This is a genomic window from Enterococcus canintestini, from assembly GCF_001885735.1.
Lineage (GTDB): Bacteria > Bacillota > Bacilli > Lactobacillales > Enterococcaceae > Enterococcus_C > Enterococcus_C canintestini.
Genome location: NZ_JXKG01000007.1, coordinates 1 through 19,275, shown reverse-complemented (window position 1 = coordinate 19,275; position 19,275 = coordinate 1). Strand labels below are relative to the sequence as shown.

Below are 19,275 nucleotides of genomic sequence, written 5' to 3'. Positions count from 1 at the left end.
CTTTTTTAAGAGCTTTTTTATTTTAATTTGCCTTAGGACGCCATCTTCTTTAATCGACTTGGCACATACCATTTGGTAAAGAAAAATACCATGAGAAAATACGCAATGGTTACTAAGAAACGATCTGTCCAATTAGATAAGGCAATGTTTGCTATAAGAGCAAAGATAAGAGCGGCAACTGCTAATAAAATAAATAGCAAAAATTGCAATGCTTTTGCTTTTTGTAAGCTTGCAACTGGATAAAGTTGTGTCAAAATCATATAACGAAATTGGTTGTATAAAGGAATTAGCTGAAAACCAATCATATAAATAAATAAAATCCCTAGTCCCAAACTAAAGTAAAGATCATGAACAAAATATAACAGTAAGCTACCAATAATCACTAAGCGGAGAAAAAGTCCACTGTACTCTGAACCTCTAACAAAACGTCTAGCATATAAATAAAGATAAGTATTACGTTGGATTGGTTTAATCTGCCGCAAGATACCATCTAAATAAGCTCGCCGTTTGACAGTAGCTGTGATTTCTGGCACGTCCGTAAAAAGATTAATAAACTGATAAATGCGATGCAAGCGACTCTTTTCTAAGTGAATCATTTTTTCCCAGTCCAAGTTATCTTCGCGTTTGGTTACAAACTGTTGTGCACCAATGGCTGTCACCAGCGCTAAAAGTACTCCGATAAAAGCATTCAAGAAAATACTTACCCCTAGACAAATTGCAGCAGCAATAAACCAGACTACTTCCACCTGTCTTAAAAATTGCCAGGAGACTTGATAAATTTTTAATGTCGCTAATTTTAATTGAGCAAACTTCAAAGACCATAGACTGATTAATAAAAGAAAAAAAGCCGAAAAATCAAGTGAACTTGTTGCCACCAGTAATGGCATCAAAAAACCTAAAATTAGTAATTCGATAAAAAAAGGCAGTAGTAAAGAATAATAAAATGCACTTTTAAAATAATCTTTTAACGCGCTTTCTTTCGGAAGTAAAAAAACAATATCAGCCTCTTGGGTGAGGGTGGCAAAATTGCCAAGCGGTAAAATTGCCAACAAAACAAAAAGTATCACAACTGATGCCGGCCAAAAATGACTCGGTAATGTTTTGATAAATTCAGAGTAGTAAAGTCCGACTCCACCTAGTAAAAAGACACAAATTAAAACAAAGTGATCATTAAATACATAACGTAAATATTTTTGGATATGGCGTTGGTGATTGCCTAGTCGTTTTTTAAATAGCTCATGCATTTTCAGTCACCTGCGCTTTAGTTAAGTGCAAATAGATTTCATCCAAATCGGCCCCTTGTAAACCAAAAGTTTCTTGCAAGTGAGCTAAGCTACCTTGAGCAATGATTTTTCCTTCATGTAAAACGATAAAACGATCGCAATACTTTTCGGCTGTCGCTAAAATATGCGTAGACATCAATATCGCAGCACCATTATTTTTCATTTGTTCCATTAATTCTAGTAGCGCATTAATGGCTAATGGATCTAAGCCTAAAAAAGGCTCATCAATAATATAAAGACTTGGTTCAATTAAAAAGGCACACAACACCATAACTTTTTGCTTCATCCCTTTAGAGAATTTAGCCGGAAACCAATCCAACTTATTTTCTAAGCGAAATGTTTTTAAGAGCGGTTCTGCTCGCTTCAATGCCTCTTCTTGCTTAATATCATACGCCATGGCTGTTATTTCAATATGCTCTTTTAAAGTCAATTCTTCATATAAAGATGGCGTTTCTGGAATATAGCCAATTTGTTTGCGATAATTTTCCGGATCTTTTTTTAAGGTTAGATCATTTAAAGTGATACTCCCTTTTTGCGGTTGTAATAACCCGATAATTTCTTTAATGGTTGTACTTTTCCCTGCACCATTTAAACCAATTAAACCAACTAATTCACCAGGTGCGATAGTGAAATTCAAATCTTTTAAAACCGGAAACTGGCCATAGCCACCGGTTAAGTCTTTGACTATTAAACTCATTTTATAAGCTCCTTTAGCTTGGTAGTAACATTTCATTGCTAACAAGCCCCATTATACCAAAAAACAGTCTTTCGCTGAAAAAAACTAGCTGATTGTGGTAAAGTAAGGATAATAAAACTTGGCAAAAATGCGACATTAAATAGTCGCAGCCAACTAGAGAGGATGAATTTCATGGAAAATTGTATTTTTTGTAAAATTGCAGCTGGTGATGTTCCTAGCTATAAAGTATACGAAGATGAAGTCGTCTACGCTTTTTTAGACCTTTCGCAAGTTACAAAAGGACATACACTGATTATCCCGAAAAAACATGTTACGGATATTTTTGAATATGACGAAGAATTAGCTAGCGCCGTTTTTGCCCGCATTCCTAAAATTGCCCGGGCACTAGAAGCAGCATTTCCTGATATGGAAGGTTTAAATATTTTAAACAACAATAAAGAATTAGCGTACCAATCTGTCTTCCATTCCCATATTCATTTGATTCCACGTTATGAAAAAACAGATGATTTTTCCGTTCATTTTGGTGATCATGAAGGTTTGCACAACCCAGATGAAATGCAGGCTATTGCCGATGCGATTGCAAAGCAGGTGAACTAAATGATAAAAAGCTTTCTAAAAGGATTAGTGGTAGGTTCTATCGCTGGTGGTGTAGGAACGTTATTAACCGTGCCAAGAAGTGGGAATGAAACTCGTGAAAAACTAACCAAAGAATTGGAAGTGGCCACTAAAACCACGCAAGATTTAAATGCTAGTTTAAATAATTTTAAAAAAGCACTTTTAACGACCCAACAAACAGCACAAGAAATTATTCCTGCTTTTACTGCTGGACTAGAACAAGATATCACGGATTTTAAATTTCAGGCAGAACCGCGCATCACCCAAATTAAAGATCAAGTCACAACCCTTACAAATCATGCGAATGCATTGGCTGCAATTGATCCTACAACAGATAATGCAGTAGCAAACTCTAAGGAAAAATAAAGAAAAGCGACCATTGTGTGAATTTTGTTTGAAACTTAACACCAGTGATTTTTTTTAAAAACAGAATGTGCTATAGTAATATTTGTGAAAATTAAATTGAAAATACAGGAGTGCTCGACTAAATGAAGAAAAAAATGTTATTAGCCGCTATCAGCGCCATGGCTGTTTTATCCCTTGCTGCATGTGGCACTAAAGATCAAGACATCGCCACTATGAAAGGGGCAAAAATCACGGTTTCAGATTTCTACGATCAAGCAAAATATGAGTCTACTAACCAACAAACAATCCGTAACATGATTATTTTAAAAGTTTTCGGTGACAAATACGGTGATAAAGTAGACCAAAAAGAAATCGACAAACAATACAATGAACAAGCAAAAATTTACGGTGATAGCTTTGAACAACAATTGGAACAATCTGGCTTCACTAAAAAAACCTTCAAAGAATATTTAACACAACAAGCTGCCCTTGAAAAAGGAATCAAATCTCACGTTAAAGTAACCGATAAAGATTTGAAAACTGCTTGGGATTCATTCCATCCAGAAGTAGATGCCCACATCATTGCAGCTGCCAGTGAAGATGAAGCGAAAAAATTAAAAGAAGAAGTAAGTAAAAAAGATGCTGACTTTGAAAAAATTGCTAAGAAGAGTTCAACTGACTCTGCCACTAAAGAAAAAGGTGGTAAAGTTTCATTTGATTCAGAAACAGCAAGTGTCCCAGCTGATGTAAAAACAGCTGCCTTTAAACTTAAAGATGGTGAAATTTCTGACGTAATTCCTGTTACTGACCAATCTACAATGATGACAAGCTACTATGTTGTACGGATGGACAAAAACAAAGCTAAAGGTAACGACATGGAACCTTACAAAAAACAATTAAAAGAAATTGCGATTAACACCAAAGCATCTGACTCTACTTTCTCTGCTAAAGTAATCGGGCAAGAACTAAAAGATGCTAACGTGAAAGTTAAAGATCAAGCATTACAAAATATCTTAAGCGACTTTATTGAAGCTGCTGAAACAAAAGATTCTACAAAAGAAACTTCAAGCTCAACCAAAGAATCTGAAAATTCATCAACAACTGCTTCTGAAACAAAGAGTTCTGAAACAGCAGAAAGTTCAACTGCTGAATCAAATTAATAACAGTATCCAATTATTTGACTCTTTTAAGTTCAAGATTAAAAACCCTCGTAGCCTAAGGCTGCGAGGTTTTTTTGCTTTTGCTAACTTTTTTTCTTTTTCAACAATGTCACGATACTATATAAAACACCATTAACTAACATGCCAATTACAAATAATGGTAGCGTTGTAGCCGTCAACCAGCCAATTTCTAAAATGTGAGAAAAGAGCATTGCCGCCACATAAATCCCACCAATTGTCGTGATAATTAAAAAGAGACGTAAAAAATTAAGTGGTAGACAGGCTTTAATAACTGCCAAGCAACTAATCCCAATTAATAAATAATACATTAAAGTAGTTGCCTCTAATTGTGACAAATTCAACTGACTAGCTAAAACGGTAACAGCTAAGACATTGAGTACCACAAGTAAAGCGTTTGGTAAGGCAGCTTTTAGCGCGGTGGGTAAAAATTTACCGGTAACTTTTTGTTTATTACTTTCAAAAGATAAAAAGAAAGAAGGATAGCCTTCAATTGCCAAATCAATCAATGTGATTTGAATCGGAATAAAAGGAAATGCTTGCACACTTAGTAAACAAATAACGGATAACAAGAAAGAATAAATCGTTTTAATGAAAAATATGCCGGAAACTTTAGTGACATTATTTACTACTCGGCGACCTTCAAATAAAACCGCGGGAAGTGTAGTAAAATCAGAATCCAGTAAGACTAAATTGGAAATTTGACGTGTAGCCGCATCTCCATCTGCCATGGCAATACTGACATCTGCTGCCCGCAAAGCTAAAACATCATTGACGCCATCACCAGTCATCGCCACAGTAGAACCCGCTTGTTTTAATGCTTGGACTAATAATTTCTTTTGATGAGGTGCTACGCGACCAAAAACTGTATACTGCAAAGCTGCAGCTTTCACGTCCTCATCTGTTTGACACGTGGTTAAATCAATATATTTATCATAATTTGGCAAGCCAGCACGCTTGGCGATATTTGACACCGTGACCGGATTATCACCGGAAATGACTTTTAATGCGACACCTTCTTGTTCCAAGTAGGCCAATGTTTCTTGGGCATTATTTCGGATGATGTCTTCAATTTCAATAACAGCAATTGCCTTACGCTTAAGTATATTAGTTTCTGAGGTTTCAGCTACCGCAATCACCAATACGCGTAAGCCATTTTTTTGGGCGTTAAAAACCACTGGAGGAATATTATCGCCTGCCAAGACTCGCTCTGGTGCACCTAAATATACTGTTCCAATTGTTTCTAAATTCATTTTGCTCCATTTACGCTCTGAAGAAAATGGTGTGATGTCACTGGCACTATAATTTGTAGTTTCAGGAAAATAATCCCGTAAGGCCTGCATGGTTACATTACTATCGGTACTATTTTTTAAATAACTGCCAATAATTGCCGGCAGTTGCTCTTTATAATTTTCATCCACACTATGAAGTTTATAGACCCGCATATTTCCTTCAGTAATCGTTCCGGTCTTATCTAAACAAAGGGTATCGACATGTGCTAATGTTTCAATTGCATACATGTCTTGCACCAAAATTCTTTTTTTGGCTAATTTGGTTACCCCAGTTGTCAGCGCGATACTAATTAATAAAACAAGTCCTTTGGGTAACATCCCTAAAACCGCTGCCGCTGAAACCACTACCGCTTCTTTTACGCCACTAGAACGTAAAACGAAAGCTTCTAAAAATAATAAAATACCAAAAGGAATAATGACAAAACTCGTGAATTTAGACACCTGTCGAATCGCTCTAATCAATTCCGAATTCAACGGTTTATGGGTTTTTGCTTCATTGGTTAATTTTACGGCATAATTATCTTTTCCCACATGGATCACTTGAGCGAAAACTTCGCCACTGACTAAAAAGCTCCCCGATAACAATGCTGCTCCTGCTTGTTTACCAATTAAATCTGACTCCCCTGTCAGCATCGCTTCATTAACCTCAGCAAAGCCCGAAATTACCTCCATATCAGAAGGAACTTGTTCACCTGCTGCTAGTTTGACTAAATCATCCATTACTAATTCCGTAGAGTCTAACGCCAATTCAATCCCATCGCGTATAACACGAACTTGCTTTTTATTTACAATGGAAAGTTTCTGTACCAGATTGCGGGCATGAATTTCTTGATAGATTCCAATTGTAATATTGACGAAAATAATCAGCAAATAAAACATATTGCTATAAGCGCCAACTAAAAATAAACAAATACCAATTAATAGATTTAAAAAATTGAATAACGTAACTAAATTATCATAAAAAATAGCTCCTGTTGATTTGGTGGCACTTTCTGTAAAATTATTTTGTAAGCCGCGTTCTTTTCGTAACTCTACTTCAGCTAAACTTAAGCCGGTTTTATTTTCCACAACACTAAATCTCCTTTACCAATCCTCTATCAAAAAAGATAACATAGTAAATTTTGATTTACTGAAATTACCAGAAAATTTTCCATTCCCTTATAAAAAGTTTAAGAAAGCTAACGTTATTTTCTACAGAACATAACTATTTAAAAATATAAAAAGCTTGTTTTAAACAGCATCTTTTTTAAAAGACACCATCAAAACAAGCTTTTTCATTGCTCCAAGTATATTAAACATCTTTTGGGAGATAAAAACTGCGATTATCCATTCCGAAGATCCGATCAGAATAATTTCCCGGTTGCGTTTGGCGTAAAGACGTCAACATCATCTGCATTGAAGCATCCAAATTATCAATTTGATGTAAAATTTCCGCTTCCATAATTCGCGGGCGCACAGGAGAGCCATACTCCAACAGGCCGTGATGAGCCAACACCATGTGACGTAAAACAACAATATCTTCTTCATTTTCATCAAATTTCAATGCAATACATGCTTTAGTGATTTCCTCATCTACTAAAACCAAATGACCCACTAGATTTCCGACTAATGTATATTCAGTTGACATCGGACCAGATAATTCAATTACTTTACCTAAATCATGTAAAATAACCCCCGCATATAATAAAGACGGATTTAATTCAGGATATTCTTTTACGATGGCTTTAGCTAAACGTAACATGGAAACCGTGTGATAAGCCAGCCCGCCAGCAAAAGCGTGGTGGTTGCGCTTAGCTGCTGGAAAATCAAAAAATTCTTTTTGATATTTATTTAATAAAAAGCGCACAATGCGATTCCAATGGGGATTAATGATTTCAAATAATGTTTGATTGATTTCTTCTTCCATCTCTTCTTTTTTCAAAGGCGCTCTTTCCATATACTGCGTTGGTTCACTTGGCTCATCTGGGCGCGCTAGACGCATGTGAATAATTTTAACTTGTGGATTGCCATTATATAATTCTCGTTTACCTTGTAATGCAACGACTTTTCCCGCTTCAAATTTATTAATTTCTTCTTCAGAAGCATCCCAAAATTTGCCATCAATAGTACCTGTTGTGTCTTGGAAAGTAAAAGCGATGAATTTTTTGCCATTTTTGGCTAAACGCACATCAGCATTTTTGATTAATAGAAAAGCTTGAAATTCTTCATCCACTGCTAAATCTCTTAATTTTTTCATAGCGATCTCCTTTACTGCTTTTTTCTAGTTGGCTAGCATTAAAAATTGGTACAAATTTATTTTATAACCACAACTTTTTGTTGTAACTTCTCATAATAGCTTACCATTTCTACGTCAGAAGACAAACAAATCACTTGATACTGTTGCGCAAATTCTTTTAACAGTACAGCTAATTGCTCTTTGCGGCTACTATCATAATGTAACCAACCATCATCAATAATTAACGGACATAAGATTCTTGCTTGTAGTGCCAAATAACCAAAACGGATTGCCATAATGACCTGATCTTTCGTTCCGGTTGAAAGTTCATAAATCTTCCAAGCTTTATTTTCTGTTTTAACAGTTAGTTCTTCTGCTACAAAATCTAGCGCTTTATAATTTCCGCCAGTTAAAATTGCTAAATAGTGACTACTTTTTTGCAGTAATTGCGGTAGTTGTTTATCCGAAAGCTCTGTGGCTAAATCCCCAAGTAACGTAGCGGTTAATTTATTTTTGCTCCATTGTAAAGCCAAGTCATAGACTTTACTATTGGCTTGAGCTAGTCGTTGGCGTAATTCATCTAGCGTACCATCTCGTTGCATCTGCTCAATTTTTAACTGCGTTTTTTGGAGGCTACGATTTAATTGACGATCTAGTCGCTGAATCTCTTGGACTTTATCTTTTGCGTTAGATAATTCTACTGCTAATTGACTTGCCGTTATTTTTTTAGGGAAAAGTTTGGTTAAGCGTTTGGCTAGTTCTTGTTTACGGGCTAAATCACCAGCCTTTTGATGCATTTGCGCAATCCACAGTGGAATCTCGGTAGGTTGCGTAATTCCGACACTTTGCAGTAATGTCTGATTTTCAGCTAACAATTTATCTAGCTGTTCTTGTAATTGTTGATTTTGACGAATAAGTAAGGCTGCAGTCGGCTGTTCTTGTTGCAGTTTTACTTCTTGCATTTCATCGGCAAAGTTTTGTAAGAGCCGTAAACGCTGCACAATATCTCGCCCTTCTTGTGGTAGCCACTTTTCTAAAAAGTTAAACCGTTGTAAAAGCGCACCGTATGCTTGATCCAATTGCGCTAATCTTTGGTCAGCTAGCATCAATGCATTATTTTTTTCGACATAATCTTCTGTGGCCTTATCTAGTTGAACTAATGCAACAGCTAAATCTTGCGGGTTTGTCAGATTGGGTAGTTCTTGTTGCAATTTAGACCATATTGCTTCTTGCTCTTTACTTTTTTTAGCTACTAGAGTTTGGAGATTATTTTTTTGCAACTCGGGTTCTTTTAAGTTAGCCTCTTTTACAGTCTCAGATTTATTTTGGATCAGACTGTAAAAACCAAAAGCGACTGCCAAAAAACTTACAAACCACAATATAACCCGTAGATTCCCTATCAAAAAGCCACTAATAAATAAAAGGAGCGCTAGCCCAAAACTAAACAGCGTACTAAGAGCAAACCTTGGCTCTTGTTGTTTTTGTCGTCTGGGAATTGCGATCAGTTCTTCTTGTTTACTTTGCCATTTGGCTTCTTGTTTTGCCTCTGTTACTTCTGTTGTGAGTTGTTGGTAGTGTTGGGCCAATTTTTTGGTCGTCTGAACTTTTTTTTTCGCATCTTCTTCCACACGAAAATGATACGTATCTTCTAAAAGTGTAACCTCTTCAATTAAACGTTGTTGTTCTTCCAGTTGTTTTTGAAAATCATCTGTTAAACGCACCGCTGCTACTTGTTCTTGTAACAAACCTTTAATTTGCGCTTCGTGTTCCAAATAAAAACGATAGCGATCGGTTAGTCCTTGAGTTTCATTTAAGGCAATAAGTTCTTGTTTGCCCTGGGCTAAGCGGGTATTTAGTTGATTATATTGATTGTAAAATTCTTGTAGTTTTTCTGGTTCTGCTCCTAAATCATCGTGGGGATATTTTTTTTGGAGTGCTTGCCATTCTTCGTATTGCGAAAAGCTACGTTCTTGTTCTTTTAAAGTAAGGTACTCTTGCTGCGCTTTTTGCAGTTGTGCTGTCAGTTGCTGCTGTTGTTGTTCATCTTGTTGTTTTTTGGCCATTAATTCCGTCATCGCAGCTTCTTTTGCTTCTTGTTGATAAACTTGTTGCGCAATTTGTTCTTGCTCTTTTAACGCTTTATTTAACGCTTGTCGTTGTCCTCTTACTTTAAATAGCCTTTGTTCATTATCAACATACTCTTGTTGCTTGCCTAATAATTTTTTACTCCCTGTGATTCCTAATGAGATTAGAGCATCATGGAGTGGTTTTTCTTGCAAACGATCCAACTGCGACAACTGCTCTTGTTGAAAGGTGAAAACCTCTTCAAATAATTCGCGATTTAAAGGCGCAAGCAATTGCGTTAACAGCTGTTCGCCTCCGGTCTGTTGTCCGAAGTAGACTTTAGCTTTCCCGCGATTGACTTGTTTAAAACGTTCAATCGTTACTTCTCCATGTTGGGATAAGACAATAACTAAACGTCCACCATAGCTAGTTCCATCTAAAGGCTCAAAATCACGTTTTCGTCCTCTTTTGATGGGAAAGCCAAATAGCATTGCTAAAATAAATTGGTACAGGGTCGATTTTCCCGCTTCGTTTTTGCCATAAAACAATTGGTTGCCGTCAGCAAAATTAAATTGCTGGTGGCGATACTTACCAAAACCCGTAATTTCAGCTCTTAAAATTCGCATTAGCTTTGCCCCCATTCAAATTGCTGATTTAACTCCTCAGCTACTTGTGTCAATACTTCTTGGCGAAAGGTAGGATCTGCTAATAATCTTGTTGTATTTTTATTGCCCGCCAATTCTGCCAGCACTTCATTAAAAATTTCCTCATGGCTAAATTCTTGTAATAACTGCGTTTTTAAAGCCTCACTAGCAGGCAATGAAATTTTCTCCTTTACTTCTTCAAGTTTTAAAGTATGCACAAAGACCAAGTCAGGCCACTGCTGATTCAACAAATCTTGTAGCTGGCCATTTGTTATCATGGCAGTAAAATTTTGTAAATGGGCTGTATTGGCTAAAGTAATTTCGTACAACATTGCGGTATTTTCTGTCAGAGGCGTAAGTTGCTTTGTTAAATAGCTTACTACCGCCGCGTTATTTTCACAGTCGGCTAAAGAAATCGTCTTTTTTTGCCAACGTAAAGCTGCAACAGGGATTCTTGTAACAGTTAGCTCATTTTTTGCTAGCTCCACCAACAAGACATTTCCTAGATCTCGTTCTTTTTTCGTATGACCTTGAGGGGTACCGGGATAAATTATTTCATCACTCAACTTTGTCGGTTGATGAATATGCCCTAACGCCCAATAATCATAATTTTTACTTTTTAATTCGTTTAAACTAAAAGGTGCAAAGTTGGCATCATTTATATCCCCATGATAAAGACCTAGATGATAGTCAACTTCTAAATTACGCACAGGAAAATGTTTAACCATTTCTGCTTTTAAATATTGATGACGGTAACTAAAGCCTGAAATAGCATATTTTTCCTCATTTTTGGTGGTGGCGACAATACTTTTGACTGTTTCTGTTTCAAATAAAACGACATTTTCAGGAAAAGAAAACCAGTAACGACTCTCTTCATAATAGTCATGATTGCCAAAAATTAAATAAACTGGAATTTCAGCGTGGGCTAATTGTTGAAATTGGGCCATTAAAAGCTGTTGATTTTTCAAAGAAGGGTTCATTTGGTGAAACGTATCCCCAGCAAAAATGACAAAATCTACCTGTTGCGCTATCGCTGTGGTAACAATATTTTTTAATGTTTTTTCATTGGCTTGATTTAATTTTTTTAAAAAATCTACCGGTATTTCTTCGGACAATCCTTCAAAGGTCCGATCAAAATGTAAATCGGCGACGTGGATAAAGCGCATGGTCACGCCCTCCTTATTTCTATAATTTCAAAACAGTAGTGAACTACTATTGAATAAATTAAAAAATGGAATCTACTTTTAAAACAAACTTTTTTAATCCTGCTAAAGTTGCTAGATTCCTTTATATCATAACATTTCTTACTTATCTCGTCACCACAAGTACGAAAATTTGTTCGCCTTTTAATTGAGCCAGCTCATAAAAAACGCAATCAAAAAGCCAAACAATTCTCCGCAGCAACTAATATGCTAATCAGAAAGAAAATTGTTTGACTCGGTGCTTTATTTTGTTTTTACAGCTTCTTCAGCCAATAATAAACAGCCGGTGATACCACTTTCGTTTGGTAAGCCCCAACGAACAATATATTCACTAACAGGCGGTGTTTCCACGTAACCTGCAACTTGTTCTACAAAACTTTGGCGGATTTTCATCAATAGATGATCTTGATTCATTACACCCCCACCTAAAATAATCCGTTCTGGCGCTAATGTTAGGACATACGCCATTAATGCTTGGGCAATATAATAAGCTTGAATTTCCCAAATTGGATGATCTTCAGGTAAATCTTGACCTTTAATGCCAGTGCGACCTTCCAGACTAGGCCCTGCGGCTAACCCTTCTAAGCAGTCTTTATGATACGGACAAGTCCCTTCATAATCGTCATCTGGATGACGTTTTACATGAATATGCCCCATTTCAGGATGATTGATGCCAGAGAAAATTTTACCATCTATGACCACACCACCACCAATACCCGTTCCGACCGTTAAATAGATACAGCTCTTTTTCCCTTGTGCTGCGCCTTTTTTCAACTCGCCAAAAGCTGCCGCATTGACATCTGTCGTCCACACAAAAGGAATGTCATACTTTTCTTTCATTTGTCCTAAGAAATCAAATTCAGACCAACCTGGTTTGGGCGTAGCCAGAATATAGCCGTAATTGTCTTTGCTTTCGTCAATTCCAATCGGTCCAAATGAACCAATCCCCATTGCACGAATCTCGTATTGATCAAAAAATTCAAATGTTTTTTGCAAAGTTTCCTCAGGTGTTGTCGTTGGTACACTTGTTTTGGCTACAATATTTTGTTTTTCATCACTGACAGCACAAATAAATTTTGTCCCACCAGCTTCAATACCACCGTAATACATATCGTTCCTCCTTAATAATGAACGCTACTTACTTTATGTATTTTCTAAAGAGTTTTAGCAGCGTATACTATAACTATCGCTAAATTTGATATATCAATTTATATTTTGATTATACTTGGGTAGTCCAATTATGTCTACGCTTTCAGAATATTTTTTTATTATCCTGCTTCAAAAAAAAATATGCTATTATGGCAATAGAATATATCAAAAATTAAAAGTTATTAGGAGGTGCCTAAAATGACGCAGCCTTTATATCAAAAAATAAAAAAAGATTTAAAAGCAAAAATTCTAGCCGGAATGATGACGCCTGGGAGTAAATTACCCACTGAAAAAGCCCTCTCTGCTGATTATCACGTCAGCCGGATTACCGCCAAACGAGCTCTGACAGATTTAGAACAAGAAGGATTCATTACCCGCATTCAAGGAAGTGGTAGCTTTGTAAACGAATTAAAGCAAAAACAACCCCAGCGTATTTTACTAGTTTTGCCTTTAGAAGAAAGTACTGAACTATCAGTTGCTCCTTTAAGTGAAGGCGTCATGGCGGTTTTTCAAGCCGAAAAAATTGATGTGTTTTTGACAAATTATGATTTTTTAACTGAACGCAGTGCCACTGCTATCATGGCCGAATTTGATGGCCTTTTGTACTATCCACGAGATGAAGAAGCCCATCTGGATTTATTACTTTCTTTAGCTGCCCAAAATTTTGCTGCGATTATTTTAGACAAAAAAGTTCACGATTTACCTTTTCCAGCAGTCACAGCTGATAATGAACGCGGCGGCTATTTAGCGACTAATTATTTAATTCAGTTAGGTCATAAAAAAATTGGTTATTATTTTGGTAGCAAACACCACCCGCAATCTACCCGCCAGCGCTACTTTGGCTATTTGCGTGCTTTAGCAGAAGTAAATATTCCCTTTCACAGTCACTTAGAAGATACTTATTTGAACGCTTCTGATTTAAGCCATTATCTGTTACAAAATGAAGTCACTGCCCTTGTCTGTGAGAATGATCTTTTTGCTTTAGGTGCGATTCAACAGTTACGTCAGCAAAATTGGCAAATTCCAGCGAATCTAGCTGTAGTCGGCTTTGATGATACCCAAGCGGCTCGTTTTTTTGATCCGGCGCTAACGACTATTTTGCAAGATTTTAAAATGATTGGAACCACTGCGGCCCAATTGTTGTTAAAATGGTTACAAACCGGAATAAAACCTGTCGATAAGCAAATTTCTGTTAAATTGATTAAACGTTCTTCTACAAAACCACTAAAAAAAGGCGTAGCTTATGAAAATTGATTGGCGTAAAAACAAAAAAGAACTATATTTTTCCTGTAAACCAACATTACTGACTATCCCGTCACAGTCAACTTAAAAAATTTTTTCTCTGGTCTAGAAGGTAAAGAAATTGCTGCTTTAAAACCATTTATTTGCAAAAAAAGAGGTATGACAAAATATTTGTCACACCTCTTCTTCATTTTTAGTTATATAATTCGTGAACTGGGCCCATGATAATGCGGTTTAAATCATTAACAACTGCACTAAACGCTTGTTCTTTTTGCATTAATTCGTTAATTAAATCTTCTTTTTGCACCCGTTCAGCTAATTCTTGGGCTTTTTTTGCATCTTCTTCTGAAATTTCTTCGCCTGACATCATTTTTTCATGCAGACCTTGTTGTAATTGTTGAAATTCTTGGAATAAAGCATGGGCTTCTTGGTTTTCTTTTAAGCGCTCAAAAGATGCTTTTAAATCACCAAATTGTTGTGATTCTCTAATTTCACGTTCTAATTGATTTGCTGTGTCATAAATGTTCGCCATATCTTGTAACCTCACTTTTATTTGATATGATTTATTGTAACATAAAAACTTTAGTTACCATTTAATCTGCCCCAAATATCTTGAAAGACTCGTTTTGCGCCTTCTTTGACTTTACCACCAATTTCGCTTAGACCATCTTTGGCTTTTTCCGCAAAATCATCCATCGTTTTATTCCAGTCCGTTTCACTATTTTGATCGCGGTTAACTTCATCTGCAGCGACTACCTTACCGTTAGTTTGATAGGCGTCTGCTACGGCAAAGCCAGATTCTTTTACATAAGGTAAAATATTAGCAGCTTCGGCTTGGAAAATTTTCCCGACTACATCCCCACTAGTTCCTGATAGATAATGCTCTTTACTACTTTTTTCAAAACCTAACCACGTAGCAATTACCACGTTTGGTGTGTATCCGACAATCCATTGGTCATTGGCTTTACTGGAATCAAAGTTTGTTTCAGTAGTACCAGTTTTTCCAGCCATCGTATAACCTGGATTGGCTTGTGCTGCTGTCCCGTTTGAAAATGTTCCTAACAGCATACTGGTCATTTGGTTAGCAGTTTCTTCTGAGATAATTCGTTTTCCTTTTGGTTTGGTATTATCGACAATCACCGTTCCTTTTGAATCGACAATTTTAGTAATTACATGTGGTGTATACAATTGGCCACCATTGGCAAAAACGCCATAAGCTGCGGCCATCGTCATTGGCGATTCGCCTTTTTCTAAACCACCTAGTGCCACCCCGCCCCAATATTTATCTTTTTCAGTTAAAGAAAGACCAAATTCTTGGGCTTTTTTATAGCCTTTGTCAATGCCAATTTCATGTAGTAACCAGACTGCCGGTGCATTTAAACTCCAAGCGACAGATTGATACATAGGAACTTCGCCAGAATACGTGCCATCGTAGTTTTTCACATCATAAAAGCTCATTTTTTCATCTTTTAAAATACTATCTGGCTTATAACCTGCTTCAAGAGCTGGCGTATAGACACTAATTGGTTTAATCGTTGAACCTGGTGAACGTTTCATTTGTGTTGCAAAACTAAAGCCTCGGAACGTATGCTCACCGCGGCGACCGACTAACGCGCGAATTCCGCCGGTATTAGGATCCATAGAAACTGAACCCGATTGTGGCATCGCGCCGTCAGCTGCATTACTAGGGAAATTATTATTGTTGTCATAAACATTTTGCATCTGAATTTGTTGTTGCTGATCTAAAGTTGTATATACTTTGTAGCCCTTGGTTAAAATATCTGAGTCATCAATATCGTATTTTTGTTCTGCTTCATCTAATACCGCATCAATAAAATACGGGTATTTATTGCCAGTATCTTCATTATCATAAGCATCGTACAGCGAATCGGCGATATTGGTCTGTTCCACTTGTTTTTCCTGCTCTTTGGTAATTTTACCGTTATCCACCATAACACTTAAAACGACATTACGCCGTTCATTGGCTAAATCAGGATGGTCAATCGGATTATAAATACTTGGTCCTTTTAACATCCCCGCCAAAGTAGCTGCTTCACTTAGTTCTACTTCACTTGCGTTCACACCAAAATATTTCTTCGAGGCATCTTGCACCCCCCAAACACCATTACCAAAATAGGCGTTGTTTAAATACATCGTCAAAATTTGATCTTTGGTATATTTTTTTTCAATTTCAATCGCTAAAAACAGTTCTTTGGCCTTACGACTAAACGTTTGGTCTAAAGTAAGATAGGCATTTTTAGCCAACTGTTGGGTAATGGTACTCCCACCACCACCAGAAGTATTGCGATTAATTACCGCTCTTACCGCTGCACGGGCAATCCCTTTAATATCAAACCCATGGTGATTATAAAAATTGCGGTCTTCTGTTGAAACGACAGCATTGACGATATTAGGAGAAATCTTATCCATCTCCACATACGTCCCCTTGCCTGAATTCAATTTACCAGCTGTATCGCCGTCTTTATCATAAATAACTGTTGTGTTCTTCAAGTCTGATTGCAAGCGATCCACATCGACTTGTTTGGATAAATAAAATAAATAACTGCTAGTAACTAGTACGGCAATCAAGCCTAATAAAATGATAATTTTATTGACGTGATATTTTTTCCAAACACGTTTGCGCCATTGATGAAATTGCTGTAAATAAGGCTTTAACCATTGCCAAAAAGTGCGCAAAGCCTCTTTTATTTTTGTCCAAATTTCTTTTATATCCATAACAATCTCCACTCATTTAATTTGTGTCAGTTTAACAGGAAAATTACAAACTAACCTGCGTCTTTAGACTGAAAATAGCATATTAAACTAAATCTAGCACATTTTAGCAAAGAAAATGCAGTAATTCGTTACATTTTTCTTAAATATCTTTTAAAATAAAGCTGTATTTAAGAAATCTAATAAAAGTTAGCATGTAAAAAAGAATTGAGGGTTACTATGGAATACACAATCACACTCCCTAACGCTCAAAAAGAAATGACTATTCGTGAACTACTTGAAAAAGAGTGGTTAGTTCCTCGTAAAGTACGTCATTTTTTGCGCGTTCGTAAAAATGTCCGTAAAAACGGTGAGCCCGTTATGTTTCATGAACTTTGTCACGCTGGCGATCGTATTACACTTAAGATTGAACCAGAAGATTATACGTATCAAGAAGTTGCTTTGGGAAAGGCAAAAAAAGTGGATGTTTTATACGAAGATGAACATCTGTTGGTTGCAAATAAAGCTGCCGGAATTAAAACACACCCTAATCAGCCGACAGAAAAAGATACGCTACTAAATGACGTGGCGGCTTATCTTGCCCCAAAAGGACAACGCCCTTATGTGGTGCACCGTTTAGATAAAGAAACCAGTGGTGCTATTTTATTTGCTAAAAATCCATTGGTCTTACCAATTTTAGGTCGCCTCTTAGAACAAAAGCATATTTACCGCCAATATCAAGCAATCGTTAGTGGCAATTTGGCCCATGCGACTACAATTAACAAAAAAATCGGGCGCGATCGTCACGATCGGCGCAAACGAATTATCGATGAAAAAAATGGTCAGACAGCTATTACCCACGTCACCATTTTCAAAAGTGGGAAACACAGTCAAATCTATTGCCAACTTGAAACAGGTCGCACGCATCAAATCAGAGTCCATTTAAAAAGCATCGGCCATCCTATTATCGGAGATCCTCTTTATGGTAAAGAAAAAGCGCCACGTTTAATGCTTCATGCGCAAAAAATGCATCTCGAACACCCCTTTACTAAAGAAAAATTAGTCATTACCGCATCTCCTGGCTTATGGGCATAAGAAAAGCTAAACAAACGCGCTTAACTCTTTAGCATTAAGGCGAAATGATATGAAATTGCTCCTCAAATTTCTTAGCATTTCGCCTTAATGTCGCCAAGAGTTCGTTTGTGTGCTGGATCATAAGAAAAGCTAAATGAACTCGTTCAGCTCTCAAGCAATAAGATAGAATTTTAATAAATTGTTTTTCAAATTTCTTCAAATTTCAACTAAAAAAACACGAAAGTTCCGCATCGTTTTCCCAATAACTGCTTTTTTGGAAAATGATAGCCACAACTTTCGTGCTTTTAATTTTTATGCTAATTCTATAACTTTATTACGCACCAATCAAAGGAGCAGGATCAACAAAGCCTTCCCACAGACCAGTCGCTACACCAAAGTGCAAATGAACACCGGTTGAATTCCCTGTGGTTCCCATGCCACCAATGCGTTGGCCGACACTAACGCTAGCACCGTTACTGACTTCAATAGTTGTTAAGTGGAAATAATAAGTATAGTAACCATTGTCATGTTTGACGATAACATGATTACCACAACTTGCATCAAAGCCCGCTTCCACTACCACGCCATCTCGTGCTGCCATTACTGTTTGACCCGTAGAACCAGTTAAGTCAATACCGTCATGATGTTCTGTTCCGCCACCAAGAGGCATTTGGCGCCAACCAAAAGGACTACTAATGTTTAAACTACCTTCTAACGGTGCGGCAAAACCAGTTTGAGCTACTTTAGCAGCTTTTTCTTCTTCTGCTTTCACTTTTGCTGTTAAAGTGACAATCGTCGCCTTTTTTTCCGCAACATTTTTTTCTGCCGTAGCTTGTGTTTGTTGTAACTTTGCGATTTTATCTGTTAGCTCTTGGTTCATTTGTTCCACTTGGGTAATTTTACCTTGTAAAGTGGCAACTTCGATACGTTGATTACTTTGTTTTTCTTTTAGCTTGGTAACTTGCGCTTTAATTTGCTCTTTTCCTTGGAGACCTTGGAATAAGTCAAGGGAAGTACCTAAAAATGATGCTTCTACTTCTTCTTGTTGCGCTTGTTTTTCAGTTAATTCTGCTTTAATTGTAGCCAATGTGGCGATTTCTTCATCCAACTCTTCACTATAGGTTGCTTTTGTTGTTTCATTATTTTCAATTTCAGCATGTAACTGTTGAATTTGTGATTTATAATCGTTAATTTTAGCCTCAGTTTGTGTTACATCAGTTTTTACAGTTGCTAATTTATCAGTATTTTCTGAGGCAAAAGCTGTGGCTGAAAAGAATAAACTTCCGAGAAGTGAAATTGTTAAAATTGTTTTTTTGAGTTTCAATTAATGACCCCTTTTCGTTTTTTTGACTTGCTTAATTTAGCACGTTTTTTCATGAAAAGGATGACAACAAACTTACAGTTTATTTTCAGCAACTACTGTCTTTTGTAATGAAAACACTTTTATTTACAACTAGATTGCAACATTTCACTTAGATTACACAAATACTAATTTTTTCATAAAAATATTAGAAATTACTATAGAATTTTCTTTTTTGACAAATCATAACCACCCTTCAAAAG

At 36.6% G+C, this 19,275-nt stretch carries 15 protein-coding genes; 5 read left to right on the top strand and 10 right to left on the bottom strand.

The window, feature by feature from the left end; genetic code table 11:
- Positions 1-32 precede the first annotated feature (32 nt).
- A complete protein-coding gene (locus RU96_RS05725) occupies positions 33-1,244 on the bottom strand; it encodes an ABC transporter permease (protein ID WP_071864580.1) in 1,212 nt (403 codons plus the stop codon).
- Positions 1,237-1,980, bottom strand: coding sequence for an ABC transporter ATP-binding protein (locus tag RU96_RS05720; RefSeq protein ID WP_071864579.1), 744 nt, complete (start codon positions 1,978-1,980; stop codon positions 1,237-1,239). Before RU96_RS05720 ends, RU96_RS05725 begins: the two co-directional genes overlap by 8 nt.
- A gap of 171 nt (positions 1,981-2,151) precedes the next feature.
- Here RU96_RS05720 and RU96_RS05715 point away from each other — a divergent pair, with 171 nt between their 5' ends.
- From RU96_RS05715 to RU96_RS05705, 3 genes are all read left to right on the top strand, one after another.
- A complete protein-coding gene (locus RU96_RS05715; protein ID WP_071864578.1) occupies positions 2,152-2,577 on the top strand; it encodes an HIT family protein in 426 nt (141 codons plus the stop codon).
- Positions 2,578-2,961, top strand: coding sequence for a YtxH domain-containing protein (locus RU96_RS05710; protein ID WP_071864577.1), 384 nt, complete (start codon positions 2,578-2,580; stop codon positions 2,959-2,961).
- A 122-nt stretch (positions 2,962-3,083) separates the two neighbouring features.
- Complete coding sequence (locus RU96_RS05705) at positions 3,084-4,100, top strand: peptidylprolyl isomerase (protein ID WP_071864576.1); 1,017 nt, start codon at positions 3,084-3,086, stop codon at positions 4,098-4,100.
- 83 nt (positions 4,101-4,183) lie between these two features.
- On the opposite strand, the gene RU96_RS05700 is transcribed toward RU96_RS05705, so the two are convergent.
- The 5 genes from RU96_RS05700 to RU96_RS05680 form a co-directional block, all read right to left on the bottom strand.
- Entirely contained in the window at positions 4,184-6,478 is a 2,295-nt protein-coding gene (locus tag RU96_RS05700) for a cation-translocating P-type ATPase (protein WP_071864575.1), read from the bottom strand.
- Between the two features lie 223 nt (positions 6,479-6,701).
- Positions 6,702-7,646: a 3'-5' exoribonuclease YhaM family protein gene (locus tag RU96_RS05695; RefSeq protein WP_071864574.1), complete on the bottom strand. Its 945-nt coding sequence runs from the start codon at positions 7,644-7,646 to the stop codon at positions 6,702-6,704.
- A 56-nt stretch (positions 7,647-7,702) separates the two neighbouring features.
- A complete protein-coding gene (locus RU96_RS05690) occupies positions 7,703-10,315 on the bottom strand; it encodes an AAA family ATPase (RefSeq protein ID WP_071864573.1) in 2,613 nt (870 codons plus the stop codon).
- Positions 10,315-11,499, bottom strand: coding sequence for a metallophosphoesterase family protein (locus RU96_RS05685; protein WP_071864572.1), 1,185 nt, complete (start codon positions 11,497-11,499; stop codon positions 10,315-10,317). Before RU96_RS05685 ends, RU96_RS05690 begins: the two co-directional genes overlap by 1 nt.
- A 279-nt stretch (positions 11,500-11,778) precedes the next feature.
- Positions 11,779-12,645 carry an ROK family protein gene (locus RU96_RS05680; RefSeq protein WP_071864571.1) on the bottom strand — a complete coding sequence of 289 codons (867 nt, stop codon included), beginning with the start codon at positions 12,643-12,645 and terminating at the stop codon, positions 11,779-11,781.
- 237 nt (positions 12,646-12,882) lie between these two features.
- On the opposite strand from RU96_RS05680, the gene RU96_RS05675 reads away from it, so the two are divergent.
- Positions 12,883-13,938 carry a GntR family transcriptional regulator gene (locus RU96_RS05675; RefSeq protein ID WP_071864570.1) on the top strand — a complete coding sequence of 352 codons (1,056 nt, stop codon included), beginning with the start codon at positions 12,883-12,885 and terminating at the stop codon, positions 13,936-13,938.
- Positions 13,939-14,119: 181 nt separating this feature from the next.
- Here the strand turns inward: RU96_RS05675 and RU96_RS05670 are convergent, their stop codons facing one another.
- Positions 14,120-14,458, bottom strand: coding sequence for a YlbF family regulator (locus RU96_RS05670; protein WP_071864569.1), 339 nt, complete (start codon positions 14,456-14,458; stop codon positions 14,120-14,122).
- 50 nt (positions 14,459-14,508) lie between these two features.
- Positions 14,509-16,662: a PBP1A family penicillin-binding protein gene (locus RU96_RS05665; protein WP_071864568.1), complete on the bottom strand. Its 2,154-nt coding sequence runs from the start codon at positions 16,660-16,662 to the stop codon at positions 14,509-14,511.
- Positions 16,663-16,878: 216 nt separating this feature from the next.
- Between RU96_RS05665 and RU96_RS05660 the strand changes: the two genes are divergently transcribed.
- Positions 16,879-17,733, top strand: coding sequence for an RluA family pseudouridine synthase (locus tag RU96_RS05660; protein WP_071864567.1), 855 nt, complete (start codon positions 16,879-16,881; stop codon positions 17,731-17,733).
- 313 nt (positions 17,734-18,046) lie between these two features.
- Here RU96_RS05660 and RU96_RS05655 read toward each other — a convergent pair whose 3' ends face one another.
- Complete coding sequence (locus tag RU96_RS05655) at positions 18,047-19,036, bottom strand: M23 family metallopeptidase (protein WP_071864566.1); 990 nt, start codon at positions 19,034-19,036, stop codon at positions 18,047-18,049.
- Positions 19,037-19,275: the final 239 nt, after the last annotated feature.